Annotated in this window: 26 protein-coding genes; 14 read left to right on the top strand and 12 right to left on the bottom strand. The window is 52.7% G+C overall.

Annotated elements, in window-relative coordinates:
* The first annotated feature begins 158 nt into the window (after positions 1-158).
* The 5 genes from IE076_RS18840 to IE076_RS18820 all read left to right on the top strand — a co-directional run bounded on the left by IE076_RS18840 (position 159) and on the right by IE076_RS18820 (position 5,394).
* Positions 159-1,202 (top strand): patatin-like phospholipase family protein, encoded by a 1,044-nt coding sequence (locus IE076_RS18840; protein ID WP_189438345.1) that lies wholly within the window; start codon positions 159-161, stop codon positions 1,200-1,202.
* Positions 1,203-1,290: 88 nt separating this feature from the next.
* The gene (gene mepA, locus IE076_RS18835; protein ID WP_189438344.1) at positions 1,291-2,277 is read left to right on the top strand and encodes a penicillin-insensitive murein endopeptidase; all 987 of its coding nucleotides are present in this window, start codon (positions 1,291-1,293) and stop codon (positions 2,275-2,277) included.
* Positions 2,278-2,549: 272 nt separating this feature from the next.
* Complete coding sequence (locus IE076_RS18830; RefSeq protein WP_209009267.1) at positions 2,550-3,386, top strand: glutathione S-transferase family protein; 837 nt, start codon at positions 2,550-2,552, stop codon at positions 3,384-3,386.
* A 426-nt stretch (positions 3,387-3,812) separates the two neighbouring features.
* Positions 3,813-4,517 carry a hypothetical protein gene (locus IE076_RS18825; RefSeq protein WP_189438343.1) on the top strand — a complete coding sequence of 235 codons (705 nt, stop codon included), beginning with the start codon at positions 3,813-3,815 and terminating at the stop codon, positions 4,515-4,517.
* Positions 4,518-4,743: 226 nt separating this feature from the next.
* Positions 4,744-5,394, top strand: a complete 651-nt coding sequence (locus IE076_RS18820) for an outer membrane beta-barrel protein (protein ID WP_189438342.1) — start codon at positions 4,744-4,746, stop codon at positions 5,392-5,394.
* A 56-nt stretch (positions 5,395-5,450) separates the two neighbouring features.
* On the opposite strand, the gene IE076_RS18815 is transcribed toward IE076_RS18820, so the two are convergent.
* Complete coding sequence (locus IE076_RS18815; RefSeq protein WP_189438341.1) at positions 5,451-5,978, bottom strand: GNAT family N-acetyltransferase; 528 nt, start codon at positions 5,976-5,978, stop codon at positions 5,451-5,453.
* Positions 5,979-6,421: 443 nt separating this feature from the next.
* Between IE076_RS18815 and lepA the strand changes: the two genes are divergently transcribed.
* Positions 6,422-8,227 (top strand): translation elongation factor 4, encoded by a 1,806-nt coding sequence (lepA, locus tag IE076_RS18810; RefSeq protein WP_189438340.1) that lies wholly within the window; start codon positions 6,422-6,424, stop codon positions 8,225-8,227.
* A gap of 175 nt (positions 8,228-8,402) precedes the next feature.
* Positions 8,403-8,984 carry a PhnA domain-containing protein gene (locus IE076_RS22900; protein WP_189438339.1) on the top strand — a complete coding sequence of 194 codons (582 nt, stop codon included), beginning with the start codon at positions 8,403-8,405 and terminating at the stop codon, positions 8,982-8,984.
* A 160-nt stretch (positions 8,985-9,144) separates the two neighbouring features.
* Here IE076_RS22900 and IE076_RS18800 read toward each other — a convergent pair whose 3' ends face one another.
* The 6 genes from IE076_RS18800 to IE076_RS18775 form a co-directional block, all read right to left on the bottom strand.
* Positions 9,145-9,375, bottom strand: a complete 231-nt coding sequence (locus IE076_RS18800; RefSeq protein WP_189438338.1) for a hypothetical protein — start codon at positions 9,373-9,375, stop codon at positions 9,145-9,147.
* A 94-nt stretch (positions 9,376-9,469) separates the two neighbouring features.
* Positions 9,470-10,129 carry a hypothetical protein gene (locus tag IE076_RS18795; RefSeq protein ID WP_189438337.1) on the bottom strand — a complete coding sequence of 220 codons (660 nt, stop codon included), beginning with the start codon at positions 10,127-10,129 and terminating at the stop codon, positions 9,470-9,472.
* Between the two features lie 137 nt (positions 10,130-10,266).
* The gene (locus IE076_RS18790; RefSeq protein ID WP_189438336.1) at positions 10,267-10,761 is read right to left on the bottom strand and encodes a DUF2165 domain-containing protein; all 495 of its coding nucleotides are present in this window, start codon (positions 10,759-10,761) and stop codon (positions 10,267-10,269) included.
* A 108-nt stretch (positions 10,762-10,869) separates the two neighbouring features.
* The gene (locus IE076_RS18785) at positions 10,870-11,751 is read right to left on the bottom strand and encodes an alpha/beta hydrolase family protein (RefSeq protein WP_189438335.1); all 882 of its coding nucleotides are present in this window, start codon (positions 11,749-11,751) and stop codon (positions 10,870-10,872) included.
* A 319-nt stretch (positions 11,752-12,070) separates the two neighbouring features.
* Positions 12,071-12,448 (bottom strand): GFA family protein, encoded by a 378-nt coding sequence (locus IE076_RS18780; protein ID WP_189438334.1) that lies wholly within the window; start codon positions 12,446-12,448, stop codon positions 12,071-12,073.
* A gap of 115 nt (positions 12,449-12,563) precedes the next feature.
* Positions 12,564-13,469 carry a LysR family transcriptional regulator gene (locus tag IE076_RS18775; protein WP_189438333.1) on the bottom strand — a complete coding sequence of 302 codons (906 nt, stop codon included), beginning with the start codon at positions 13,467-13,469 and terminating at the stop codon, positions 12,564-12,566.
* A gap of 109 nt (positions 13,470-13,578) precedes the next feature.
* On the opposite strand from IE076_RS18775, the gene IE076_RS18770 reads away from it, so the two are divergent.
* Complete coding sequence (locus IE076_RS18770; protein WP_189438332.1) at positions 13,579-14,037, top strand: SgcJ/EcaC family oxidoreductase; 459 nt, start codon at positions 13,579-13,581, stop codon at positions 14,035-14,037.
* A gap of 43 nt (positions 14,038-14,080) precedes the next feature.
* Positions 14,081-14,824, top strand: a complete 744-nt coding sequence (locus tag IE076_RS18765) for a VOC family protein (protein ID WP_189438331.1) — start codon at positions 14,081-14,083, stop codon at positions 14,822-14,824.
* A 39-nt stretch (positions 14,825-14,863) separates the two neighbouring features.
* Here the strand turns inward: IE076_RS18765 and IE076_RS18760 are convergent, their stop codons facing one another.
* A complete protein-coding gene (locus IE076_RS18760) occupies positions 14,864-15,778 on the bottom strand; it encodes a LysR family transcriptional regulator (protein WP_189438330.1) in 915 nt (304 codons plus the stop codon).
* Positions 15,779-15,901: 123 nt separating this feature from the next.
* Here IE076_RS18760 and IE076_RS18755 point away from each other — a divergent pair, with 123 nt between their 5' ends.
* The 4 genes from IE076_RS18755 to IE076_RS18740 all read left to right on the top strand — a co-directional run bounded on the left by IE076_RS18755 (position 15,902) and on the right by IE076_RS18740 (position 19,100).
* The gene (locus IE076_RS18755; protein WP_189438329.1) at positions 15,902-16,825 is read left to right on the top strand and encodes an SDR family NAD(P)-dependent oxidoreductase; all 924 of its coding nucleotides are present in this window, start codon (positions 15,902-15,904) and stop codon (positions 16,823-16,825) included.
* 30 nt (positions 16,826-16,855) lie between these two features.
* Positions 16,856-17,227 (top strand): DUF4345 family protein, encoded by a 372-nt coding sequence (locus tag IE076_RS18750; RefSeq protein ID WP_189438328.1) that lies wholly within the window; start codon positions 16,856-16,858, stop codon positions 17,225-17,227.
* A 633-nt stretch (positions 17,228-17,860) separates the two neighbouring features.
* Positions 17,861-18,298, top strand: a complete 438-nt coding sequence (locus IE076_RS18745) for a DUF2267 domain-containing protein (RefSeq protein WP_189438327.1) — start codon at positions 17,861-17,863, stop codon at positions 18,296-18,298.
* 412 nt (positions 18,299-18,710) lie between these two features.
* Positions 18,711-19,100 (top strand): SEN1984 family lipoprotein, encoded by a 390-nt coding sequence (locus IE076_RS18740; RefSeq protein ID WP_244649735.1) that lies wholly within the window; start codon positions 18,711-18,713, stop codon positions 19,098-19,100.
* A gap of 167 nt (positions 19,101-19,267) precedes the next feature.
* On the opposite strand, the gene pheT is transcribed toward IE076_RS18740, so the two are convergent.
* From pheT to IE076_RS18720, 4 genes are all read right to left on the bottom strand, one after another.
* Positions 19,268-21,691 carry a phenylalanine--tRNA ligase subunit beta gene (gene pheT / locus IE076_RS18735; RefSeq protein ID WP_189438325.1) on the bottom strand — a complete coding sequence of 808 codons (2,424 nt, stop codon included), beginning with the start codon at positions 21,689-21,691 and terminating at the stop codon, positions 19,268-19,270.
* A gap of 27 nt (positions 21,692-21,718) precedes the next feature.
* Positions 21,719-22,801: a phenylalanine--tRNA ligase subunit alpha gene (gene pheS, locus IE076_RS18730; protein ID WP_189438324.1), complete on the bottom strand. Its 1,083-nt coding sequence runs from the start codon at positions 22,799-22,801 to the stop codon at positions 21,719-21,721.
* A 619-nt stretch (positions 22,802-23,420) separates the two neighbouring features.
* Positions 23,421-24,269 carry a class I SAM-dependent methyltransferase gene (locus tag IE076_RS18725; protein ID WP_189438323.1) on the bottom strand — a complete coding sequence of 283 codons (849 nt, stop codon included), beginning with the start codon at positions 24,267-24,269 and terminating at the stop codon, positions 23,421-23,423.
* Positions 24,270-24,584: 315 nt separating this feature from the next.
* The gene (locus IE076_RS18720) at positions 24,585-24,752 is read right to left on the bottom strand and encodes a hypothetical protein (RefSeq protein WP_189438322.1); all 168 of its coding nucleotides are present in this window, start codon (positions 24,750-24,752) and stop codon (positions 24,585-24,587) included.
* A gap of 104 nt (positions 24,753-24,856) precedes the next feature.
* Between IE076_RS18720 and IE076_RS18715 the strand changes: the two genes are divergently transcribed.
* On the top strand, positions 24,857-25,702 hold the full coding sequence (locus IE076_RS18715) for a LysR family transcriptional regulator (protein WP_209009265.1): 846 nt from the start codon (positions 24,857-24,859) through the stop codon (positions 25,700-25,702).
* Positions 25,703-25,756 lie beyond the last annotated feature (54 nt).

The following is a 25,756-nucleotide window of genomic DNA, read 5'->3' as shown; positions in this document are numbered from 1 at the left end:
ACCTGCTCACACTGGACGCAGCTTAACCCTTAATTCACTGCAATCTCAACTGCTTGCGCTTCCACGTTGTGAAGCGTCATCTCTTCACCTCATTTTTGGACAGACTTGATAAGCATAAAAGCAATTCAAAACACACGATCACTGTATTGGGTTTTTCAATGAAAAAAAGAAAACGTATTATTCTTTCAATTGATGGTGGTGGAGCCCGAGGTCTTATTCCTGTTCGTTTGTTGCGCGGACTTGAAACCAAACTGGCCATGCGCGGCAAGTCCGCTCCTCTGCATCGGTATTTCGATCTGATCTGCGGGACATCCAGTGGCGGGCTGATTGCCGCCGGGCTCACAGCGCCCAATCCAGATCACACGCGGCGCGGCGAATCTGCGATGACACTCAATGACTTGCAGGATTTTTTCGAGATTGAAGCGCGGGAACTTTATATCACCAACCGACGGCATTGGGTGAACCGGGCGCTCTACCATCCCTTCAGGCAGTTCAACAAAGGCATTCAGGAGCGCCCCGTCGAGCAGGCCATCAAACAGCGCATTGGATGGAGTGCCCTCTCCTGCAGTCTGACTTCCGTTTTGCTAACTGCTTATGATCTGAAAAACCGCCGTGTGGTTTCCATGAGTAACAACACGACGGGCCGTGATGACTACTATTTCTGGCAGGCTGTGCGGGCGACGACCTCCACACCATCCTGGTTTGAACCAGCGCGCGTTGAAAATCTGACGACTGGTGATGAAGAGATCATGATTGATGCCGCAAGCTTCCTGAATGATCCTGTGCTGGCAGCATACGCCGAGGCGCGGCGCCATGGCTGGGATCCAAAGGACATTATTATTCTGTCGCTTGGGACCGGCAATCCGATTGAGGAAAAGCACAGCTTTGACGAAGCGGTGCAGTGGGGCACGCGTGGATGGCTGTCGCCGGAAGAAGGCACGCCCCTGCTCTCCAGTTATATGCACGGCCAGACAGCTTCTACCGGACAGTATGCGGATGTACTTTTCGCAGATATGCCGGGGGTTCAGTATATTCGCCTGACCGCTGATCTTCCGCATTTGGGCCGTGACCTATACAGCGTTCGCCCCGGTGAAGCACTTCAGCTGAACCATCTTGCGGATGAGTTGCTGTCTGCCTACGATGCCGAGCTGGATAAACTGGCAGACCGTATGGAAGAAAGGCAGGATGGCCCCGGCTTTTAGGCTTCACAATCTTTCCGCCGCTGCTACAACTTTTGAGATGAATAAGAAGAGTGATTCACGGTAGGCCCGTGAGTGTGTTGGAGGGATTATGTTGGCGTTGACAGGTCATCCGCGTAAAGCTGCAGTGTTGGCTGGCGGGCTTATGGTTTGCATGCTTGCTGCAGGTGCCCAAGCGGTGCCTCTTCCTGACACGAAGCCTGCTTTGTCCGAGGAAGATTATCGCGAGGCTTTGCAGAAGCTTCCGGAGTTTCCGGGGGCGGCCAAGTTTCACTTCGGGCACACAGAAACGCCGAGTAAAGCTGAGCCGCTTTCCTTTGGCAGTTATGCAAGAGGCTGTGTTGCCGGCGCTGTTGCGATCCCCCACGATGGTGAAAACTGGCAGGTAATGCGCCTGTCACGCAACCGTAACTGGGGCCACCCCACTCTCATTGATTTTCTTGAGCGGCTGGCTGACGATGCCCCAGATCTGGGGTGGAATGGCCTGTTGGTTGGTGACCTTTCTCAGCCACGGGGCGGACCAATGCTAACGGGTCACGCCTCCCATCAGATCGGGCTGGATGCGGATATCTGGCTGCGGCAAATGCCGGACTACCGGTTCAGCGAAGAGCAGCGCGAGACAGAAAGCGCGATCTCTATGCTGAAGGGAGACTTGAGCAAGCCGGGGGCTGACCGTAGCGTTGACCCGAAGCGCTGGACAGATGCTCACGCAAGGCTGATCCGCCGTGCAGCGGAGGATGACGGTGTTGCGCGTATCTTCGTCAGCCCGACCATCAAGAAGGCGCTGTGTGAGTTCGAGACCGGAGACCGCGACTGGCTCCGCAAGGTGCGGCCATGGTGGGGGCACCACTATCATTTCCACGTGCGCATGTCCTGCCCGGCAGGTAGCACGCAATGCAAAGATCAGGCCCCCCCTCCTGCCGGAGATGGCTGCGGCAGTGAGCTGACCTACTGGCTTTCTGACGAACCATGGGTGCCGAAAGAGCCAAAGCCGGGTGAAAAACCGCCTGCCCCGAAACCTCCCCTCACCGTAGCAGATCTGCCTAACAGCTGCGCGACTGTGTTGAGGACGGAGTAGTTTGGTTAGGTCATAGGGCTCAGGAGCAGTCAAGTCGGCGGCACTTAGTGCCGCCGAATAACGATAGCTCTCCCAAAATCATAATCAAAACATCAGCTTTGCTCGAGAGAAACTGTGCCCTCTTCCTTGCCATAGGACACAATGATGTATCCATATGTACCGATGACGCTGAATATGACCAATTGATACACAATCCCGTTTTTCCGAAATAAAACTGCGACAAGAAAGCACTAGATAGCCCCTAGCGAACTTACTTTCCCAATTGAAAAGTAATGTTTGCATCAATCGTTGTTTTAACTTTCAAAATGGGCGGGACTTCAATGGGTATAGTGACTCCAAGGAACAAAGATGTAGTACATCTACATGGATTACATCTATATCATGCGGGCTTTTCTAATTGCGCCATGAGAGTTCGCCTCACCCTGGAAGAGAAGCGCCTTCCATGGGCAAGTCATTTATTGGACATTATGAAAGGTGAGCATCTGACAGACGAATACATTAGCATCAATCCTAATGCTGTCGTGCCTACACTGGTTGATGATGGTTGGGTGATTATAGATTCAACCGATATCGTAGATTATCTTGATAAAAAATATGACCCCAACTCGCTGCGGCCTTCTTCGTCTTCTGAGACCGGAGAGATGTACGAGTGGATGCACCTTGCCCGCGACAATCATCTCTCAATCAAGACTTACATGTATGGCAACATCGGCTTTTTGACATCGATGAAAAAGTCTGAAGAAGAGATGGAGTGGTATCGCCAAAGGCAAACCTTTGACAAAGAACTTCTCGCGTTTCACGAGCGTTTCTCCTCTTTGGAAGGAATAACCAGCGAGCACGTTAAAGAGGCGGAAGCCATCATTGACAGCTGCTTTGCCCGAATGAACAAACGGCTTGAAAATAACGCCTGGTTGGCGGGCAACTCGTTTTCCCTGGCGGACATTGCATGGATACCGCAACTGGTCATTCTAAAGGCGGCAAAGTATCCCTTTGAAAACTATCCAAATCTGGAAGCTTGGAAAAAGTCGATCATGCAGCGGCCAAGCTTCAAATCAGCCATTTTGGATTGGCTGCCCAATACTGAAAAGAAAACCGAAAAAGTCTCATAACGCGAACCATCAGGCTTTGTAGTGGCACGAGCTGGCACTACAAAGCTTCGCAGCGTTTCCGAAGTAGCAGTGGTAATTCCACTGGGGCGGAAAAATCAATAGAAAGCATGGCGCAATTGCCCTCCCCAAAGAGGGGACCGACGTATTTTATAACCTGAAAAAGAGAGCTATCTTATCGCGCAGTGGTCTCTCAAACTTCTCAGGTATTATAACCAGACCATAAAGGCCATTCGCATCACCTATAAAGTTAAATTTATAGTAAAATCATAGGTAAACAAGTATTTGACAGGTTTGGCCAATGTATCTATTTTGCAACCAGCACATGTAAGTACCTCAATTTGCTACCTACAGATATGATGTCTGTTGAATTAGCGATTCTGCTGAGTTCAATAGCAAGTTTTTTGATATTCTGTAGAGGTATTCATTATGGATGTTAGCGGCGTCCGCCTGTCTTTTTCCTTCACCAATTTTGCGGGAAGCCACGATCCTGCTCCGATTATGACTCAAGACGAAGTCGCCATTGGGCTGCTTGAGGATGTTGTTCGCTTTACCCCGGACAATGAGCTCCGTCACGCGGGTGAGAATGCGAAGAATGAGGCTGAGCAAAGCGGTGATCCTGCCAAAAAAGCTATAAGCAAGATATTCGAGGTCCTCATTGGACTTGATGTCGATAAAATGCAGGGTGTGGTCAACTCCTATCTGTCGCAGCGCGCCCGCCAAGCAGCCGCTATTCAGAATTTCTTCGATGTTTCCAAGGAGTGGACAAATCCTGATAGCACAGTTGTCTTCCAGGAAGTCATGAAGGCGATCAATGCCAGTGCGAAAACTGGTGATCCGATTGCATTAGAGATGAAACAAGCCATGCAAGATGGCACGCTTAAGATGGAAGACATGGCAGATTATGGCTTTGAGACCAAGTCTGACTACATTGTTTATCTCAATCCGGACGGAGAATACGTGGTTGGCCTGTCGTCAATCACCCATGTAGGAGATTATTCCAGCCCCGACGAACTCTTCGCAGACCTTACTTACACCAATAATGAGGGGCGCTTTATCGATAAAGAGACAGGGCACAATGCATTCTACGTGCAGGTCGCGAAGAATCTGGCCTTCTACTTTACCTGGCCATAGGGTGAATTGGTTTCATTTCGCGCTGAACTTTGAAAGGGGCTGTGGCATTTTCTTTAGCGGTATCTTGATGCCACTCACCCACTTGTGCGCACCGGAGAACGGATCACGACAACTGATGCATTTTGCACACACTGAAATTTTGTAATCTTCTAAATTTTACCACCGATATTGCATTGCTAATTTTTGAGTTTTATTGGTCGGCCTCAGATAAGACTTGAGGAAAAAAATGACAAAATTTGGCAAATTACTTTGTGCAACAGCGTTGGTCTCTGCTGTGGCATTTCCAGCGCAAGCGGATGAATTGCTCAGCAATGTTTACCTTGGCCTTTCCGGCGGCGTGTCCATCGCACCTGATGCTGATCTGAGCATTCTGGGTGTAACTTTTAAAGACACTATCGAGTTTGACACAGGTTATGGTTTCTCTGCAAATGCTGGATATCGCCTTAATGAGTTTCTTCGCGTTCAAGCGGATCTCGGCTACCTAGAGAATGACGTAGATTCCTTCGATGGAATTGATATCTCCGATGGAAGTCTCTCTGGCGCGTACGGTGTTCTATCCGTTTATGGTGACTACCACATCAACCAAGAGATCTCTGTATTTGCAGGCATCGGTGGCGGTTTCTTTGCACCACACATTGGTGCGCTCGAAGATACGGTTGGCGTGGCCGTCAAGTTTGAATCAAAGCAAGATGCGGTTGCACTACTGAAAGTAGGGACAGGCGTCTCCTATAGCTTAAACGAAAACCTCGATCTCATCGCCAGCTATGATTACCTGCGCTCTGCAGATTTTGATGTCAGAGAGAAGGGTGCTACCCTTACCGGCGATATGCATCTTTCCACGCACCTTGCTCAGGTTGGATTGCGTTACAACTTCTAAGCTTGTTAGCTTATCTCAAGAAGACACGAAGGGAGCGGTGACGCTCCCTTTTTTGGTTAGTCATGGACGTAGGCGTCGGGAGCGGGGTCGTTGTTGAGGATGAGGGTCATCAGGGTCAGATCCAACCAGCGGCCGAATTTAAAGCCGACCTGGGGGAGTTCCCCAGTAACCTTGAAGCCATAGCGTGCGTGCAGGCTGATTGAGCCTTTGTTTTCGCTGTCGATTGCACCAATCAGTACGTGGTGGCCGTCCTGCTTCGCCAGCTCGATTAGTTTTTCCAGCAATACAGAGCCAGCGCCTTTGCCGCGGGACTGTGGTGTTACGTAGACGGAATGCTCTATGGTTTTGCCGTAGCCAGATTTCTCGCGGAACGGGCCATAACTGCCGTAGCCCAAAAGTTCGCCATTATCATCTTCAGCCACAATGATCGGGAAGCCGTCTGCAAGCCGATTGTCGAACCATTTCTGACGATCTTCCAGCGTTTCCAAAGCGTCAGTCCAGATTGCAGCCAGAGTCTTGACCGCATCATTATGGATTTCCAGAATAGTCGGAAGGTCAGATTTGGTTGCTTGACGCAGTTTCATGAAAGCCCCTTCAAAAACATCTGAGGCAGCTTGCGTTTTTGTTTATTGCACACGCTGTCTCAGCAAAACACTTCTGCGCATCCTCCTTTGAAAACTGAAAAGTTATTTTTGGTGGGATGCTGCAGCTTCCCGAAGAATTCTCATATTTTTCGCGGTGCCTCAAGAGTCCACTATTCGCAATCACTTGAGTTTATTGCAGGGTACTTTAGGCACAGCAGTCGCATGGGTGCTGTGTGGTGGCTAACGCCTCCAGAGGGAGAGACCTCCTCCGAACAGGATAGAACATACCTCATAGTCTTGAGTACCATTTTTCGCAGAAGCGTTGCTGAAACCTCCGGTCAATCGGTTCGCTGCGGATAATATTGGCTGGAAAACAGCAAAAAAGCGTATGTGTGCTTATTATATGCTTTGCCATCGCGCAAAGCAGTGGTAATTGAGCGCTCATGACGACCAAAACTTTGTCCAATATTCGCAATTTCTCGATTGTCGCGCACATCGACCATGGTAAGTCCACCCTGGCCGATCGCCTCATCCAGTCTACCGGCACTCTCACCGAGCGTGAGATGACGGAGCAGGTTCTCGATTCCATGGATATCGAGAAGGAACGCGGCATTACCATTAAGGCTCAAACCGTTCGCCTGATTTATAAGGCGGAGGACGGTGAAGAGTACACGCTGAACCTGATCGACACCCCAGGTCACGTGGACTTTGCCTATGAAGTTTCTCGCTCCCTTGCTGCGGTGGAAGGCTCCCTTTTGGTGGTTGATGCCTCCCAAGGTGTGGAAGCGCAGACGCTTGCGAACGTTTATCAGGCGATCGACAACGACCACGATATCGTGACCGTTCTCAACAAGGTTGATCTGCCTGCAGCAGAGCCGGATCGCATCAAGGAACAGATTGAAGATGTTATCGGCCTTGATACCTCTGACTCTGTAATGATTTCAGCGAAGACCGGGCTTGGTATTCCTGATGTTTTGGAAGCGATCGTCAAACAACTTCCAGCTCCTAAAGGCAACCCGGATGGCCCGTTGAAGGCTATGTTGGTGGACAGCTGGTACGATACGTACCTTGGTGTGATGGTTCTTATCCGCGTGATCGACGGTGAGCTGAAAAAAGGCGACACCATCAAGATGATGGGTACAGGCGCTGTGTATCCAGTTGACCGCGTGGGTGTGATGACCCCGGCCTTTGTTGCGACGGACCGTCTTGGACCAGGCGAGATTGGCGTTCTGACTGCTTCCATTAAGGAAGTTGCTGATACCCGCGTGGGTGACACCATCACCCATGACAAGAAGGGCTGCACTGAAGCGCTACCGGGCTTTAAGCCAGCTCAGCCTGTTGTGTTCTGTGGTCTGTTCCCGGTTGATGCCAACGACTTTGAAGACCTGCGCTCTGCCATGGGCAAGCTGCGCCTCAATGATGCGTCTTTCTCTTACGAGATGGAAACATCGGCTGCACTTGGGTTTGGTTTCCGCTGTGGTTTCCTTGGTCTGCTGCATCTTGAGATCATTCAGGAGCGTCTGTCCCGTGAATTCAACCTTGATCTCATCGCAACAGCACCGTCTGTTGTTTATGAGATGGAGATGACGGACGGCTCTCAGTTTGAAATGCACAACCCTGCTGATATGCCGGATGTTGTGAAGATCAAAGAGATCCGTGAGCCTTGGATCCGCGCCAACATCATGACGCCGGATGAGTATCTCGGTGCTATCTTGAAACTGTGTCAGGATCGCCGCGGTGTACAGGTAGACCTTTCTTACGTTGGGTCTCGTGCGATGGTCACCTATGACCTGCCGCTCAACGAAGTGGTCTTCGATTTCTACGACCGCCTGAAGTCCATTTCCAAGGGCTACGCTTCGTTTGATTATACAATCAGTGAATACCGTGCTGGTGATTTGGCAAAGATGTCTATTCTGGTGAACGATGAGCCGGTTGATGCACTCTCCGTGCTGGTTCACCGGTCACAGGCAGATAAACGCGGGCGTGCGATGTGTGAGGTTCTTAAAGAGCTGATCCCTCGGCACATGTTCAAGATTCCTATTCAGGCAGCACTTGGTGGCCGCGTGATTGCGCGTGAGACTCTTTCTGCTCTGCGTAAGGATGTCACCGCGAAATGTTACGGCGGTGACGCTTCCCGTAAACGCAAGCTGCTGGACAAGCAGAAGGCGGGTAAGAAGAAGATGCGCCAGTTCGGTAAGGTTGAGATCCCTCAGGAAGCGTTTATCCAAGCGCTGAAGATGGATGACTGAGCACCGATTTGCGTAAGCAAAGCAAACGACTAATTGTCGTTTGCAGGTGCGAAGGCCGCGCGAGAGTAAGCAGCTTAGGCTGCGGCGAGCCGGCTAGCACCCTTCTTAAACAAAGAATTTTAAGGCGGCCTCTGGTCGCCTTTTTCGTAAAACAACGATCTGAAGGCCTTTAGCCATGTCCCTTGAAAATGAGCTGCGCAGCCGCGCGGAAGACAAATGCGAGCTTTGCGGTGCGACAGAGGGTCTGGCTGCTATAGCCGTTGGTCCGGATAGCGATGGCAGTGCGGAGAAATCCATTCTGGCCTGCGTGACCTGCGCTGCTCAGATGGAGAGCGAGGCTGAGCTGGATGTGAACCACTGGCGCTGCCTGAATGAAAGCGCATGGAGCACGGAGCCTGCCGTTCAGGTGGTTGCATGGCGCATGCTGGGCCGCCTTTCCGGTGAAGCATGGGCGCGGGATCTGCTGGATACGCTGTATCTGGATGAGGAAACGCTGGCATGGGCCCAGTCCGGTGTGGCAGCAGCGGATGAAGACGGTGATACCATTGTGCACAAGGACACGTACGGCGCTGTGCTTTCTGCTGGTGACACCGTAACGCTCATCAAGGACCTGAAAGTCAAAGGCGCAGGCTTCACCGCCAAGCGCGGCACAGCGGTTCGCAACATTACACTGGTTCACGACAACGCCGAACACATCGAAGGCCGCGTCAACGACCAGCGTATTGTTATTCTGACGGAGTTTGTGAAGAAATCCTGAGGGTGGGTGAAAGCACCCGAACGACAGAAAGCGGCCTTGGTGGTCGCTTTTTTTGTTTTGTGCTTATTGGTTGGCCTCTGTCCCGCTCTTAATACCTCAATCCCGTGGGCTCTTAGCAGTATAGAAACACCGGAGTAGAGGCTGATTGGGACTGCCGGAGCTAGTCGCCTCCCCCACCGCCACCGCCGCCGCCATCACCACCGCCGCTAAAACCGCCACTGGCGTCGCTACCAGCACCGCTGTCGACTCCGGTGTACCACAGGCCAGTTGATCCATGAGTTTGGTGCGTGTTGCGCGGGCGAGAACTCCTGCTTGCAAGTCTTCCCAACAGTCCAAAGCCCATCACTATGAGCACCGTTGCCACGATCGACATAAATCCGGAATAGGACATGTATGCACCTCAGTTAATACAGGTTTTCGACTCCAACCGCTCTCAGTCGAAGCCTCATCACAAAACACTACAAGTGATCCATCACGATATTAAGTTAAATCTCTTCACCCATCCGGTGTAGGCGGAGTTCGGAGTGGAGGTGGATTTGTTTTGGGGTCAGTCTGAGCAGGGTTTGGTGGTCGGCCCATTGGTGCAGGCCTGCGCCGGAGTTTGAGGTTTCTATCCGATAGTGGCGACCTCCCTGGCGGGCGTACCATTCGATGCGGTCTTTACCGAACCATTTGCGGGTCTTCACCGGGTGAAGCATGGTGAGGCTTCCGGGGAACTCGGTGAGCAGCAGCTCGATGGCGGCGATGGCTTTGGTTTCTTCAACGACACGGTGAAGCTCGCTGATCTGTGGCATCCTGATGGTTGCAAGGCGTTTGCCTACATGGGCGTATTCGTTGTAGTGCGCCATACTTTCACTTTGTGGCAGGTAGTTGAACACCACAATCGTACCCTCGGAAATTGAGGAGAAATAGAAGGACCGGTTGGTGTACTGGAGGGTGACGCGCTGCAGTTGATTGTTAATCTTGCGCTGAACGGTATTACCGCTGCCTGTCAGGTATTCGGTGCCACGCTTTTTTTGCAGTGCAAGGCCGATGCCTAGCAGGTAGTCGTTATCCAGAAAGCGCGCTGGCAGGGAGCCGTGCGGCTTGGCGTTGGACGCGGCAGGCTGACCTGAGAATGCATTCCGCCCGAAACTGGTATCCATGTCGCCTCCCCTTCAACACAACTCGGCATGTTTCAAACGTGGCGCAATTCCGGTGCGAGCGCAGTCCTTCAAATGCCTCAGATAGATACTCTCAGGTCACATCTAAGGGAGAGAATTTAAAGGGGGGCTCTCCCTGCTTATTCGTAATGATCTTCTCTCTGGTTCACAAAGATCAGGCCCAGAAAGGCGATGATGCTGATGTTGTAGGAGGTGTTGATGGCGCCCCGTCCCAATTCGGATTGCCATGCCAGGAACCATTCCCCGGCTCCGACTACAAACACGCCAAACCAAAGCAGGATCGCGATACAATAGCCAACGGAGACCGTGGTCTTAGAGCGGCTGAAAGCGTCAGCTGGCCGGTTTATACTGACCAGCATACGTGCGCTTCCCAGTATGAGCATGAGGGCGATAAAGCCCTGAATTGCCAGAATGATAATAAGGAAGGTGGGAGCTGCTTCCAATGGGAAGAATGCCCGGAACTTGGGGCTGGTGGGGAACGTGTCCACCATGGAGATGATAGTCTCAATATATGCCAGATTTGCTGGTGAATCCTGAAAGTTATTGAAACAAACCATGGCGGCAAAAATGCCGAAGGCGAAAGAGACCAGAACTTTGATCAATCGAAGAAGCATGGGATTACCCGCTTTTCCACTAGTAGAGCAGATTGGCGCTAATGGCGTGTTATGCGGGCTCTTCAGCTCTGGTCTTTTTCGTTCTTTCTTTGTTAAGGAGGCGGGTCTTTACGGACTGTCCAAAATCTCCGGCCACACGGCTGCATTCTGACTGGCAAACGCTTGCAGGTGCCCAACATCTTTCAAGTCATATTCACGGGGATCGATCATTCTGCGCGTTACCTGAGCATCCTTATAGAGCCCCTCCAAACGGTCGAGCGAGATTTTCGGGGCTGTGTCGTCATCTGTGAACCCAATGATCTTGATCGGACCTTTATAGGTGTTCGGATTCATTGGCGGCAGGACGGTGCCAATATCAGCTTCGAAGAAGTTGCGTGATGTGCACCATTTGCGCCACTGCCAATACACACCAGCTGGCATATCTTCCAGGCCAATTGCTTTGCCTGGCAGGTATCCCTTGAAGCGGGTGATAAACGGAATGGCCAGGAACCAGAACAGGATCACCTGTATCACGTAGGGCAGACGGTGATCACGCCAGTAGACCAGCCCAGAGGCCACTGTGGTTACCTTGTCCACCTTATCCAGATTATCGTGGAAGGGTAGCATAAAGCCACCGAGGGAATGCCCTATCACATGGGTTTTAGGCGTATCCGCCAATTGCAGGAGCGCATCAAACGCCGCCTGCTGGTCATACAAACCCCAATCGGACATGGTTGCAGCAGACTCGCGCGCAGACTTGCGTCTGGAGGCGCCAAAGTCGCGGTAGTCATAGGTGAGGCAGAGATGCCCCTGATCTGCGACCCAACGGGCAAACTTGGCGTAAAACATCTGCGGCACGCCGGTTGCACCATGTATGATAACTGAGGACTTTGGGGCACCGGAAGGCCAGTAGACGTTGCCCGTCAGCTCGGTATCATCACTTGGAATTGTGATTTTCTCGACGCGCTGGTCACTCTCAGACATCGCCACGTTCCGCTGTTCCATCGTCATAATTACTCTCTAACAATATACGTATAGGATCACACATTAACGTATAGGTAAATAGATAAGATGGGGTGTTTGTACTTTCCTATCAACGATGACTTGGTGGTTTCGTTAGGATCTCAGCTAAGACCTGCAGAGGCAAGGCCATCGATACACCAAGTTAGATATCGGCTTCACACCCAAATATCTCAGGAACAGCATTACACAGATTACCACCGATACAAATAAGAATCGCCGGATGTACTTATGTCAAAAATGACTCTAATTGGATGATAATGCGACCTCATTCCGTTTCACGCAGCAGCTGTACCACATTGGTGACGGGTCAATCGTCGCTGCGGTTCTTCTCGTAGGTTTCGGAGACTGGAAACGCGGGGAGCCAGGTTTCGCGGCGGGATGTCCAGAGTTCGTAGGTTGGGTTGAACTGGCTTGGCTTGTCGAATGTGCCCAGATGGACTTCGACCTCACCCTCGCTGGTTGAGAAGACGGAAGAGCCGCATTTGGGGCAGAAGTAACGGCCCTGATAGTCGTTCAGCTGCCCTGCTACGGCCACAGCGTCTTCCGGGTAGATTGCTGCGGCGCCAAAAACGGCTCCGTGGTGTTTGCGGCAGTCGAGGCAGTGGCAAACGCCGACCCGATCCGGGCGTCCAGAGGCGACGATACGGACCTCACCGCACTGGCATCCGCCGGTTATCTGTTCCATCTTGCTTCTCTCCGTATCAAGTGAACCGGCAGGCTATCGTGCCAAGTGCCGTGTGAGTAACGAAAACCATGGCTTGAAGGCGGATTTATGAGTGTCACTTAAGCATGCAAACGCCTCACGGCAAGACTTTTGCCAAGGCCAACTGAATAGCTGTGATGGTCTCCTGCACTGATTTGGGTGGCAGGGTGTCGTAGCTGTGCACGGCGTATATCGGGATTGGCTCCGGCTCTGGCAGGCCACTGAGCGGCTGGAGATGGCCGGTCATCAGGTCCTGTGCAATGCCAATGTCCGGCAGAAGCGCGATGCCCAGTCCGTTTCGTGCGAAGGCTGCAATGGCTTCGATGGTGTTGGCTTTGATGGCAGAGCGGAAGCTGAGGTCAACGTACTCTGAATGATCCGAGATTTGGAGGCGGTGGTTGACTACGGCTGGCTCTCGCATATGGGCGATGTATGGCAGGGCCTGAACCCATTGCCAGTAGAGCGGATCATCAGAGGCGGGTGCATCCTGCATTACAAACGGGGCGGCGCACAGGACATCGCGCAGGGTGCCAACGCGGCGGGCGTGCAGTGTACTGTCCGGCAGCTGGCCGACACTGATGGCAACGTCGATCCCTTCTGTAATCAGGTTGAGGCGCTTGTCCTCTGCGATCACCGAGGGCTCAAGGTTTGGGAACTTCTGTTTCACCGTGGCAAGAGCGGGAGCAATAACGGGGGCGATCAACGCATGTGGTGCGGTGATCGTGATCGGGCCTGATGGCGTGGCTCCGAAACTCTCCATCTCCGTTTCCGCCTGCTGTGCGAGTGCGAGGATTTCCTTGCAGCGCTGATAGTAGCGCTCCCCTGCGGGCGTCAGGGACAGATGGCGTGTGGTGCGGATGGCGAGTTTGACATCGAGCTGCTCTTCCAGCCGCTTCAGATTTTGGCTCACGGCAGACTTGGCAATATTCAGCTCATCTGCTGCGCGGGTGATCGATCCGGTTTCGACCACGGTAACAAAGGAGAGCGGGAGCGTTGAGAGCATTTTTTGTTCTCGTTATGTGAATAGTCATTTCAGAGATAGCGTGTTTTTCAAACAATGCAAATACGGCATTTAACAGTCATCAACATCGCATCTGACTGGAGATCACCTGATGACTTTCATTAAATCTATTGCTCTGGCCGCAACAGTCGCGGTTGGGTTGAGCGGACAGGCCATTGCTGAGGAAGCGGGTAAACTGGCTGAAGGTGAATACAAGCTCAGCACAGCTGTTGCCACAGCAAGCAAGGCATGGCGTGATGCGTTTAACGCAGGTGATGCAGCGGGTGCTGCGGCGCTATATGAGGAAGATGCCGTGATGGTTGTAAAGCCTTTTGGCACGTTTGAAGGACGTGAGGCCATCGAAGACTTCTGGGCGGGCATCATCTCCAAAGGGTTTGATGATGTGGTCTACAGCAAGACTGTCACCACAGTTTTGGACCAGACTTCCGCGCGCGTTGCCGCTGACTGGAAGATGAACAAGGCCCATGGCATCATCACCAATGAGCTTTGGGTTCTGCAGCCAGATGGCCGCGCTTTGCTGCGTGAGGATTATTTCGAAATCGCCCAGTAAGCCTCCCCTATTTGCCTCGTGCCCTGATGAAGGACAGCCTCTTATGACACAGCTTGATACTCTTTGTTTGCGCGTCCGTGATGTGGCTGCTCAAAAGCAGTTTTATTGCGATGTATTAGGTATGTCCGATCAGGGCGACGGACGGATCGGGTACTCGGCAGAAGAGACCGCGTTGCAGTTTATCGAGGCGGACGGGCCATATACGCCTCAGGCCTCTGACCTTTATTGGAAGATTGCCATATCGGTGCCTAATATCGAGCTGGCCTGCGCCCAGCTTCAGGCGCGGGGGATTGCTGTGGCGGGGCCCCAGCAGTTCCGCGATGTGGGCTACCTGGCCAAGTTCACGGATCCAGAAGGGTTTACAATTGAACTGATTGATCATTGGTTTGCGGGAGATCGTCCTGCTCAAGAGTTTGATAAGCGCCTTTTTGGGGGCGGTCCACATTTGAGCCTTGTGACCCTGCGCACAAGCGACATTGCAGCGATTGAGCCTGATCTTTTCGACTGGGGTATGACAGCGCTTTGTGTTCAGCCTGTCGAGTCCTTTGGCTTTACTCTGTATTTTTATGCCTTCACCAATGAACGGCCACCTAATCCAGACCTCACCGCCGTTGAGAACCGGACCTGGACCTATCAGCGGACCTACTCCGTTTTGGAAATTCAGCATGTTGATGCTTTGGAACAGGAGACTTTGCCGGAGGCTGGTGCTGCCGGGTATGGCGGGCTGAGACTTAGCGCCGCCCCTGCCCCTTTTCGTTCTGAACGCTTGTTGATTGCCACGGAATGAAGCTGCTGTGGCTATGTGCTCAAGGTATCCCCCGAGTGATCAACTGGAGGGCGTTGTGCCAGCGACCCAGAACTCGTTGCGGCGGGCGGTGATGCGTTTTGCAACAAAGTCGACGAAGAGGCGAACGCGGGCGGTATTGCGCAGGTCACGGTGCAGGAGAAGCCAGATACTGCGGTATGGCATAGGCTTTTGGAAGGGCGCGCGGATCAACGCAGGGTGCCTGTCGCCGAGATTGCAGGCGAGATAGGCCATGCCCAGACCAGCTGCGGCCAGAGAGATCAGGGGCACCAGTTCCGAAACTCTGTGCTTGAGCAGAGCCTTGGGGTAGCAGCCGTTTTTGATCCATGGCGCAGAGGTCTCCCCTTCTGCTTCATGCCAGCCAATGAAGTGCAGACCTTCGCCGCCATTGTCTTTGATCCGCTCACCATATTCGCGTGTGCAGTAGGCTGCCTGAGACATTTGCACCAGCTTGCGGCCAACCACGTCCTGCGTCACCTCATCGGCGATGCGGAAGCCGACATCGGCTTCCCGTCTGGTCAGGTCAGCCACGTTGTTGGTGAAGTTCAGGTTCAGGTCAATATCCGGATATTCTTCGGCAAACAGCACCAGATCATCCATGATGGAAGTCATGGCCAGACCGTGAGGCATGGTCACGTAGATGGTGCCTTGCGGTTTCGCATCGCGGCCAACAATGAGGCGCGAGGCGGTGGTCATCTCGTCTTCCACCCGCTCGGCGTAGGGCAGCAGGGCTTCGCCCAGTTCTGTCAGCACGAGCCCGGCTTTAGAGCGGTCGAACAAACGGCTTCCAACCCGCTCTTCCAGAACTTCCAAGCGGCGGGCCAAAGTCGTGTGGTTGACACGGATAAGGTTTGCGCCGCCCCTTATCGTGCCACTGCGTGCAACGGCCAGAAAATACTTCAGGTCATCCCAGTTCAATGAGTAGTTCTCGTGCATGTTGCAGGCTTTTGTCTCATGGTTCAAATTTGGAACAGCACGTCCATATTTACCTATCTACACTTCAAAATTCAACCATCGTACGTTTCTTGCATCGAACAAACACTAGCAGGAAACATAGCAATGCAACCGATCAAATCCGTTTTGATTACCGGCGCAAATGCCGGGCTAGGCCGCGAGGCAGCCCGTCAACTTGCCAAGGTCAGCAGTATCGAAAAAATCTATCTTGCGTGCCGCAATGAGGCCAAAGCGCTGGCCGCGAAAGCTGCCTTGGAAGCGGAAGCGAAGCGCGAGATCTTTGACATTCTCCTCATGGATGTGATGGACCCAGATTCCGTTCGCCGTGCAGTGCAGCAGATGACGGCACCAGTTGATGCATTGATCCTCAACGCCGGTGGCATGGGTGGCAAATCGTCAAATGGCATGACAGCGCACGGGGTGACCAATATCTATGCCGTTAATCTGCTGGGCCATGTGGTGTTGGTTGATGAAATGCTGGACCGCCAGCTGATAACCTCCACCGTGCTGTATGCAGGCTCGGAAGCGGCGCGCGGTATTCCGAAGATGGGCGTTGCCCGTCCAACGCTTTCAGCCGCTTCTGTTGATGAGTTCCGCGCCATGGCGGATGGGCGCACGTTTACCGAAAAGAGCGACCCGATGGATGCTTATGCAGGCATCAAGCTTATTGCTGCACTCTGGATGTCCTCCATGTCTCGCCAGCACCCGCATGTCCGGTTTGTAACGATGAGCCCTGGCGGCACCACCGGCACCAACGGTATGGACGATCTGCCCTTCCTGAAGAAGCTGTTTTTCAAGCATGTTGGCAGCGTTCTCATGCCGCTGCTGGGCATGATGCATGGTCTGGAAGATGGTGCCAAGCGCTATGTGGATGGCATTTTGGACCCCAAGTTCAGGAGCGGCGTTTTTTACGCCAGTGCTGGTGAAGGAGCCGTCGGCAAACTCGTGGATCAGGCCACTCTCTTTTCCGACCTCGGCAACCATAGCTATCAGGACAACGCCAATCGGGCCGTCCACCAACTTGTTTAAACCTAAAGGCTTTTTAAGAGGAGAACTACAATGGAACTTGCATATCAAATTATGGTTGGCGCCCCTACTCTCATGCTTCTGGGTCTGGGAACCGTCTCAATGTTTGCCCCATCGCGGATGACCAAGAATTTTGCCGTTGAGCCAATTGGCGTGGCAGGCTTGAGCACCATTCGCTCTGTTATGGGTGGGCTGTTTCTGGCCAGCGTGGCGCTTCTGATCACCGGTTATGTGACCGCTCAGCCTCAGGCCTATGTTGCTGTTGCTATCTTGCTGGGCGTTGTGGCGTTGGGCCGTGTGGTTAGCCTGTTGGCAGATGGCTTTGTGAGAGAGGTTATTCCGCCCCTTATCGTAGAGCTGGTTCTTATTGCTGCGCTGCTCGGCGCGTTCTTCCGCCCCTTTTAAGTGCGGGCAGGAAAAAAGCGGCAGAGCTAGAATCCCCCCGATACTCTAGCTCTAGCCGCTTTATCATTGTGGGTTGATGCCGTTTTCAAACCGTCCTTCGAAACCGGCGACCCACACTCCGACTGGATCTTTACTCGCGTTATTCGTTGCTGGCCTCAGCGTCCAAACCGGCGATCATGTGATCTGCAGATTTTCTACGCGAGGTAAACTCAGAAACCACAACCATTCCAAGGATTGCTAAGAATACACAAATGAATAAAGCCAAGCCGAAAGTCATAGTGCCTCCACTCCAATGACGATTAAAGCGTAGATAGCATCTTGACCTATGTCAATATGAATTAATAATTTAACTAATGTGAAATTTACTCGCGGTCAGGATCCTGCTTTATTCTAGATTGTATTTTGCAGCGCACACATAAGTATTGGTAATATCTATACTACTATTAGCAATCTCCTGATCGTTATTGACGCGCTTCAATACTCAAAATACTCGTAAATCTACGTAATTTGCCTGAGTTAAATCGATTTAGATTTTGATTGCAAATTGAGCGCTTTTGCAATGCAGAAGCACAAGTTATGCTCATCTGGCAACCGACTCGTGTCGCTGCAGCCCTCTTTTTTCGGAGATCTGCCATGCCAATGCCCCAAGAGTATCAGCTCGCATCACAGCACTACGAATCTTTCCTCACAGCCGCCCGTGAGGCACTGCATCTAACCACACGGAATCAGACCTATACCTGCGTGCAGGCCACTTTGCTGGTGTTTCGGCACCGGCTGACTGCAGAGCAGATTCTCATGTTTGCCGATACACTTCCGGCGGTTCTTCGGGCGATCTTTACCTCTGGCTGGAGCATTGACGACTTCAAGCCTGAGTTTGGTGACGAAGGCGACTGGAAAGCGGAGGTGAAAGCCGTACGCGTGGATCACAACTTTTCTAATGACGAGACACCAGCGCGGGTTGCGGCAGTTCTACGCCAACATGTAGACCTACCCCGATTTGAAAAAGTGCTGCAGCAAATCGGACCTGACGCCCTACGCTTCTGGGGCTTTGAGGCCTCTGCCCGTATTTGAGTATCGAAGGACGATCTGAACAAACATACTTCACAAGGAGGGTATACCTCCAGATTCCATATGATCGCAAAATCACACATAGCGACGCAAACGGCATTGGGGCGGGTTATGCCCAGTGTTGCTCTTCTCGCTACGCATAGTCCTCCACATGACCGGGAGGGAGCGTTCTGCCTCTACTGACTTCTGCCCATGCAGCGCATCATGTTTAAACTGTTGAATTTATTAGACTTATTTCGCCATAAATTTGCGGTGACAGTTCTGACACGAGTCTTATCTCAGGTTTACAGTGCTGGGATATGACGGCAGGCTTGGGTGGCGCATGAAGGTTTAATCCCGTGTCATAAGGTTTCACCGTGCGTTGGATTTTACAAAGCAACGCAAAACAACGCAAAGGGGCATAAGTTTGCGGATCGTGCATGTTATCCTCGCTCTGGGGCTTGGGCTGATCGTTTCCGGTTGTGCCTCAGTTGGCAATGAGAGCCTTCGCCATTTGACGCGTGAAGACCTTGAGAGCCAGCTGGAAAATGGCAAGACCACCAAGGAAGACGTGCGCATTGCGTTGGGCGAGCCGAACACGACTGACTTTACCGATAGCGGCAATGAGATCTGGAAATACAAGCACGTACGCACAAAGGCTCGGGTTGAGAACTTCATTCCCGTAGTGGATTTGCTCGCCAGCGGACAGGATGTAATGACCAAGGAAGTCGCCCTGTTCTTTGACAGTGACGGCCTGCTGAGAAACTACAACATGATTGAGGTGGAAGACGAGATCCGAACCGGGTTACTCACCGCGAACATGTAGCATAAGATCTTCGGCAGTTCTGTGCGCTCGGGGCGACGTTCCGGGCGCTTTTGGTGTTTATTCCCCCTTGGGGCGGCGGGCAATGCCACTTCCTCAATGAAAAACGCGGAGCCCGGAGTTTTCCGAGCACCGCGTTTCTAATTTGTGTCTGTGTTGCTCAGCGGAAGTTATCCGCGCAGGGTACCACCGGTAGCCTTTTGAACGGACGCAACAATCTTGTTTGAGACCGCCTCGATATCCTCATCAGTGAGGGTCTTCTTGGTTGGCTGGAGCGTCACATCAATTGCGAGCGAGCGCTGGCCTTCAGGAACACCCTTGCCTTCGTAGATATCAAAGAGATTCACGTTTGTGATCAATGCTTTATCAGCACCTTTTGCGGCGCGGAGCAGCTTATCAGTCGGGATAGAGCTGTCTACCAGGAACGCAAAGTCGCGCTTTACCGGCATCAGGTCAGCCGCATTGAGAGCACCCTTGGATTTGGTTGCTTTCTTCTTCGGCTGAGGAACAGCGTCAATGAAGACTTCGAACGCCACCAATGGGCCTTCAATGTCCAATGCTTCCAAGGTCTTAGGGTGGATCTCACCGAAGTATGCCAAGGTGTTTTTCGGCCCCATTTTGAGAGCGCCGGAGCGGCCTGGGTGGTAGTAAGATGGAGCGTCGGTGAAGACCATCAAGTTGTTTACCTGCGCACCGATGGACTGCAATACCGCACCCGCATCAGCTTTTGCATCAAAAACATCAATGTTTTCAGCGTTTCCGGACCAGTGGCGACCAGAACCAGTTGGTTTCGCAGTACCACGGCGGATGCCGGCGATGACCATCTTCTGGCCTTTTTCGCTATCGTTTTCAAAGACTTGGCCGACTTCGAAGAGAGCGACGTCTGCGTAGCCGCGGTCTGCGTTGCGCTGAGCTGCGGTGAGCAGGCCAGGCAGCAGGGACGGACGCATGTCGGACATATCTGAAGAGATCGGATTTGCCAATGATAACACAGGGTTACCACCGCCGAAGTGTTCGGCATGGGCCTTTGGAATGAAGGACCACAGAACGGCTTCGTCCATGCCTCGTGCAGCAAGGGCGCGGCGGGCATTGGAGCGGCGGATCTGGCTAACAGTCAGCACCTTCTGAGAAACAGGCTCCATGCGCGGCAGGGTAGCAGTTGGCACTTTGTCGATGCCGACAATGCGCATAACCTCCTCTACCAAATCAGCTTTTCCGTGAATGTCCGGACGCCAGCTTGGAGGAGAAACCTTCACAACATCACCGTTGCCAGCGACCCAGAAGCCCAGCAGGGAGAGGATAGCTTTGATCTCGCCGTGGGATACTTCCAGACCGGAGAGGCGCTTTACTTCGCTGAGTGGGAACTCAATGATGCGCTCTTCCTGTGGCACTTCTCCCACAACGTGGAGGTCGGATGCTTCGCCGCCGCCACACAGGTCCATGACCAGTTTGGTAGCAACTTCAAGACCTTCCACCATGTATGCAGGGTCTACACCACGTTCGAAACGGTAGCGTGCGTCGGTAGATACGCCCAGTTTACGACCCGAGCGGGCGATGTTGAGCGGATCCCAGAGTGCGCTTTCGATCACCACGTTGGTGGTGGTCTCGTCGCAACCTGTTGATTCACCGCCCATAATTCCGCCAAGGGACTCCAGACCGTTGTCGTCAGAGATGACCACCACAGTTTCATCAACGGCATAAGTTTTTCCGTCCAGGCCAACAAGTTCTTCACCTGCTTTGCCGTGACGAATGGTCAGGTCGCCGGAAACCTTATCTGCATCAAAGACATGCAGCGGGCGGCCCTGATCGAAGGTCATGTAGTTGGTGATGTCAACGAGGGCATTAATCGGGCGCAGGCCGATAGCAACCAGACGCTTCTGCATCCATTTCGGCGACGGGCCGTTCTTGATGCCACGCACCACACGGTAGCCAAACGCAGGGCAGTGTTCCGGGTTATCTCCCAGATCCAAAAGGATTTTTAGGTCACTTGCGTTGCTATGTGCGTTGATTTGCGTTTTTTGCGGGGTTTTTAGCGTTCCTATGCCGGAAGCTGCCAAATCACGCGCAATACCATAGACACTTGTACAGTCGGAACGGTTTGGTGTCAGACCGATTTCAATGACCGGATCGTCCAGACCTACGTATTCAACATATGGAACACCAACTGGAGCGTCTTCCGGCAGGTCAATGATGCCGTCATGTTCGTCGGATAACTCCAGCTCACGCTCGGACGCCATCATGCCGAAGCTTTCCACATCGCGGATCTTACCGACGGACAGTGTTACATCGATACCAGGCACGTAGTCGCCCGGTTTCGCGAACACGCCAACCAGACCTTTACGGGCATTTGGTGCGCCGCAAACAACCTGTACCGGATCACCTTCGCCGGTGTCCACTTTCAGTACACGGAGGCGGTCAGCATTCGGGTGCTGCTCGGCTTCCAGAACACGGGCGATTTTGAACGTACCGAGGCGATCAGCTGGATTGGTAATTTCTTCCACTTCCAGCCCGATGAGCGTCAGGCGCTCTACAATTTCGTCAAGGCTTGCATCGGTCTCAAGATGGTCCTTGAGCCAGGAAAGGGTGAATTTCATTTTTCTGCTCTTTACGTTTGGACCAAATTATTTGGAAAGACCGGACGCCAGCGCCGGAATGTCCAGCGGGCGGAAGCCGTAGTGCTTAATCCAGCGGACGTCTGCGTCAAAGAAGGCACGCAGGTCGTTCATGCCATATTTCAGCATTGCCAGACGGTCGATGCCCATGCCCCATGCGAAGCCCTGATACACATCCGGGTCCAGACCACAGTTGCGCAGTACGTTTGGATGCACCATGCCGCAGCCGAGGATTTCCATCCAGTCGGAACCAGTGCCGATTTTCACTTCAGCGCCGGAGCGGTCGCACTTCACGTCCACTTCCATGGATGGCTCGGTGAACGGGAAGAAGCTTGGGCGGAAGCGCAGCTCCACGTCGTCCACTTCGAAGAAGGACTTCAGGAACTCTTCCAAAGTGCCTTTCAGGTGGCCGATATGAGTGCTCTTGTCGATCACAAGGCCTTCCAGCTGGTGGAACATTGGCGTATGCGTCTGATCACTGTCACAACGGTATGTGCGGCCAGGAATGATGATGCGCAGTGGCGGTTCCTGATTGCGCATGGTACGGATCTGCACTGGTGATGTGTGCGTGCGCAGCAGCATGCGTTCGCCATCTTCCTTCTCGTTGAAGAAGAAAGTGTCATGCATTTCGCGGGCTGGATGGCCTTCCGGGAAGTTCAGCGCGGTGAAGTTCAGCTCATCTGTTTCGATGTCCGGGCCTTCAGCAACGGAGAAGCCCATGTCAGCGAAGATGGCGATCAGCTCGTCGGTCACCTGAGAAATCGGGTGAATGCGGCCTTCTTCTGCCGGTGTGGCGCGCAGCGGCTGGCTTACATCAACGGTCTCGGACGCGAGGCGCGCGTTGAGCGCTTGTTCTTTCAGCACATCTTTGCGGGCAGAGATTGCCTCGCCAACGCGGTTCTTCAAGGTGTTGAGCAGCGGGCCCATTTCCTTGCGCTCTTCCGGCGTCATTTTGCCAAGCGTTTTCATTTTTTCAGAAACGCTGCCCTTTTTGCCAAGGGCGGCAACGCGCACGTCTTCCAGTGCGGTTTCGGAGTCAGCACCGGCAATCGCGGTGTTAATCTCGGCTTCGAGTAGTTCGAGGTCGGACATAATCCCTCAAGGGTTTGCATGTGCCAGCAGCTGCACAAAAGTCGAGTCACAGCCGGGCAGATAAAATTCGTGGAGGTCTTTTAGCGAATGCAATGCGCGCAATAAAGGGGCTGATTGATAATCAGGCTCTTAGATTTCCTCAATACTCCCGTTTTTCATCGGAAACTGAGGATTTGCGGCTGTTTCACCCGCTGGGGCCGCACGTGAACGGCACGCCCTGCCCCGCTGCCTAAACGCTCTTTGCCTGAGTGACCTTTGCGCAAACGTGCGAGCACAAGGGCTCTGCGATGCGGTTCTCTCAGTCTTTGGGAGCGTTAAGCCAAGCGCATAAATCGCCCACACGCCGGACCATCATGGACACGGGCGGTGATCTTTTCAGCGATATGCATGCACAGCGGCATCGGGGATCCTTTGAGGATTGGTGGTTGTGTAGCGGAGGGTAGCTGAAAAGGGCGAGTATGGGAAGGGGAATGGTAGTAATCAAAGGTGAAACGAAGTCAGTACCACAACCTAAATGCAGAATGTAGTGCAAATCAACTTCGGTAAATTAGCAAGGGCATACTGCTTAGGAGCTCCGCCTCAAGCTCTCTAACAGGAGAGTATAATCTCAGGGTCTCGCTTATGGTTTACGACCCAATGTCTGAAACATGGTAAAGGTAGACAAAGATTTGTCGGGTGGTTTCTTACTCATTGCGCGCAGCATGGCTTCGATTTCTTCTTCAGTGGCAATCCCAAGATCTATCAATTTTTGCTTCATTTCACGTTGTAGACCTAAGTAGTTAATTTCATTAACTTTAACTGGGTCGCAATGTGACGTGGATACCAAGCTTTGTATCTCAGTAAAACCAGCGGCTTTCATGTGTTCAGCGAGTTCAGCGGTCGCGTAGTTCGGATTACCTCCACCAACTTCAACCAGTGTAAGTCTCCAACTCACTAACTGGTTTAGCCAATGATCCGCACTGGTTTTGCCATGGAGTATGACTTGTTCTTCACAGAAGAAGCAGGAGCTTGGCCTGAGCCACTCGTAGACCTTCTGTACAATGACGTCTCGTTCAGAAATATGCTCTAGAACCAGTCGGGTGTGTGCTAGATCGTATGCGTTGCTTTTTAAGACTATGTCCCTTGCATCAGCACAAATAAAGCTGATGTTTTTAATGTTTTTCTCTTCTGCTTGCTGTTTAGCCAGTCCTATGAAAACAGGGGAGAGGTCGAAAGCTGTTACGTATCCATCAGGAACCACATGTTGGGCGAAATAACAGGCCGTATCACCAACCCCGCAGCCAATTTCTAAGATCTGCATATCTGGTTTGGGCGCCAGGTGCGCAATGCCATCAGCTGTGGCAGGCAACAATATTTCATTCAAAAGATGATAGCGCTGGACCGATTCCTCATGACTACCAAACATGTAAACCTGAGAATTCGGGGAGGAAGACATCGAATAATCCTCATCAGCAAACGAACGCAACATGATCAACACAGATCCTCTTAGGACCTGCTTACATGCTTAGTGCATATCTCGCTGCATGTACATTCTTGCGAACCGTTAGCATGGGCCGTTTTTTACAGACGTGACCAATGACTTGCCTGAGCGTGTGCATCAGCGCAAGACGAAGATGAGCCCCCATTGGGAGGACCTGCCTCCTTCCCTTCATCATTAAGCTGAGGCTAGTGGGTATGGATCCCGGCTCGGGGGCCGGGATGACGCTGAGCTGGGAGGTAGTTTCTGGTTGGACCGCTGGGTCTCGGTGGATGTGCGGTGAGTATGGCGCTCCGTGAGGCAGTGTTATGCGGAGAAGAGGCTGGAGAGTATGAAGCTGATTACGATGATGGAGGCGAGTGTGATGCAGAAGGAGCGTAGGGCGGCGTTGGCGTAGGTGGTGTAGTCATCTTCGCGCTGTTGCATTGGGTTTGGTCGGTGCTCATCTGGCTCTCTAAATGGGAATATCAACATCACGGCTCCTTTTCATTGATGAGAAGTGAGCCTATCTTTGATTGTATTCTCCCCGCCGAATAGCGGCCAAATTTCAAAAGCAGTTTTCAAAAGTGAAGGTTCGATTGCTAGATAATCTCAATGCATTCCTTGTACTTGCAGCTTGCGGCACGCTGAGTGAAGCGGCGCAGAAGCTGGCGTGCAGTCCAGCCACCCTCAGCCGCCGCATGCAGCAGCTGGAAGAAGAAATCGGACTAAAGCTATTTGATCGGATGCAGTCCGGTTATGTGCTGACCGAGGACGGGCATGACGTTCTGGAGCAGCTGGAACCGTTTCAGTGTGCTTATGCCGGGTTTGAACAATGGCTGAGCGCAAAGTCCCGAAAGCCTCAGGTTCGGGTTTCTGCCGGAAGCTGGACCATGAAATTTCTCAGTATGCATGTTGCCGAACTGTGTGCGCCGGAGGATGGGTTTGAGGTGGTGTTCATTTCCAGCGAGGATCGGCTGAACATTAAGAAGCGCGAGATCGATATCGGGCTGCGCAGTTCTCCTCCTGCGGAGATCGGTCTGGCGAGTAAGCGTCTGCCTCCCGTCGAATTTGCGCCCTACGTGGCGGTTGGGGCTGACGAGGCGGTGATGAATCGGTGGATCGGTATTGCGCCAGAGTTCGCAAACACACATTCCTCCCGCTGGCTGCTGGAGCAGCATGGCAGTGAGATGGTCATGCAGGTGAGTTCTCAAAACACTCTGCTGGACATGCTTTGCGCTGGCGCAGGCACTTCGATTCTGCCCTGCTTTCTGGGTGACACCGTTTCTCAGTTGCGGCGAAGTGGGCCGGTGATTGAGGAGCTAACCAAACACCAATGGGTGACGATGCACGACGACCGCCGCCATCTGCCCGAGGTGCGGATGATGACCGACCGGATCGTGCAACTGATTGAACTGCATCGCGGACGGCTTGCTGCACTGTGAGATTGGTAGACAACAAAGAGCGACACCAATCGGCGCCGCCCTTACTAAAACATT

The organism is Pseudovibrio japonicus, assembly GCF_014651595.1.
Taxonomy (GTDB): domain Bacteria; phylum Pseudomonadota; class Alphaproteobacteria; order Rhizobiales; family Stappiaceae; genus Pseudovibrio; species Pseudovibrio japonicus.
This window is presented reverse-complemented; position numbering and strand designations above follow the sequence as displayed.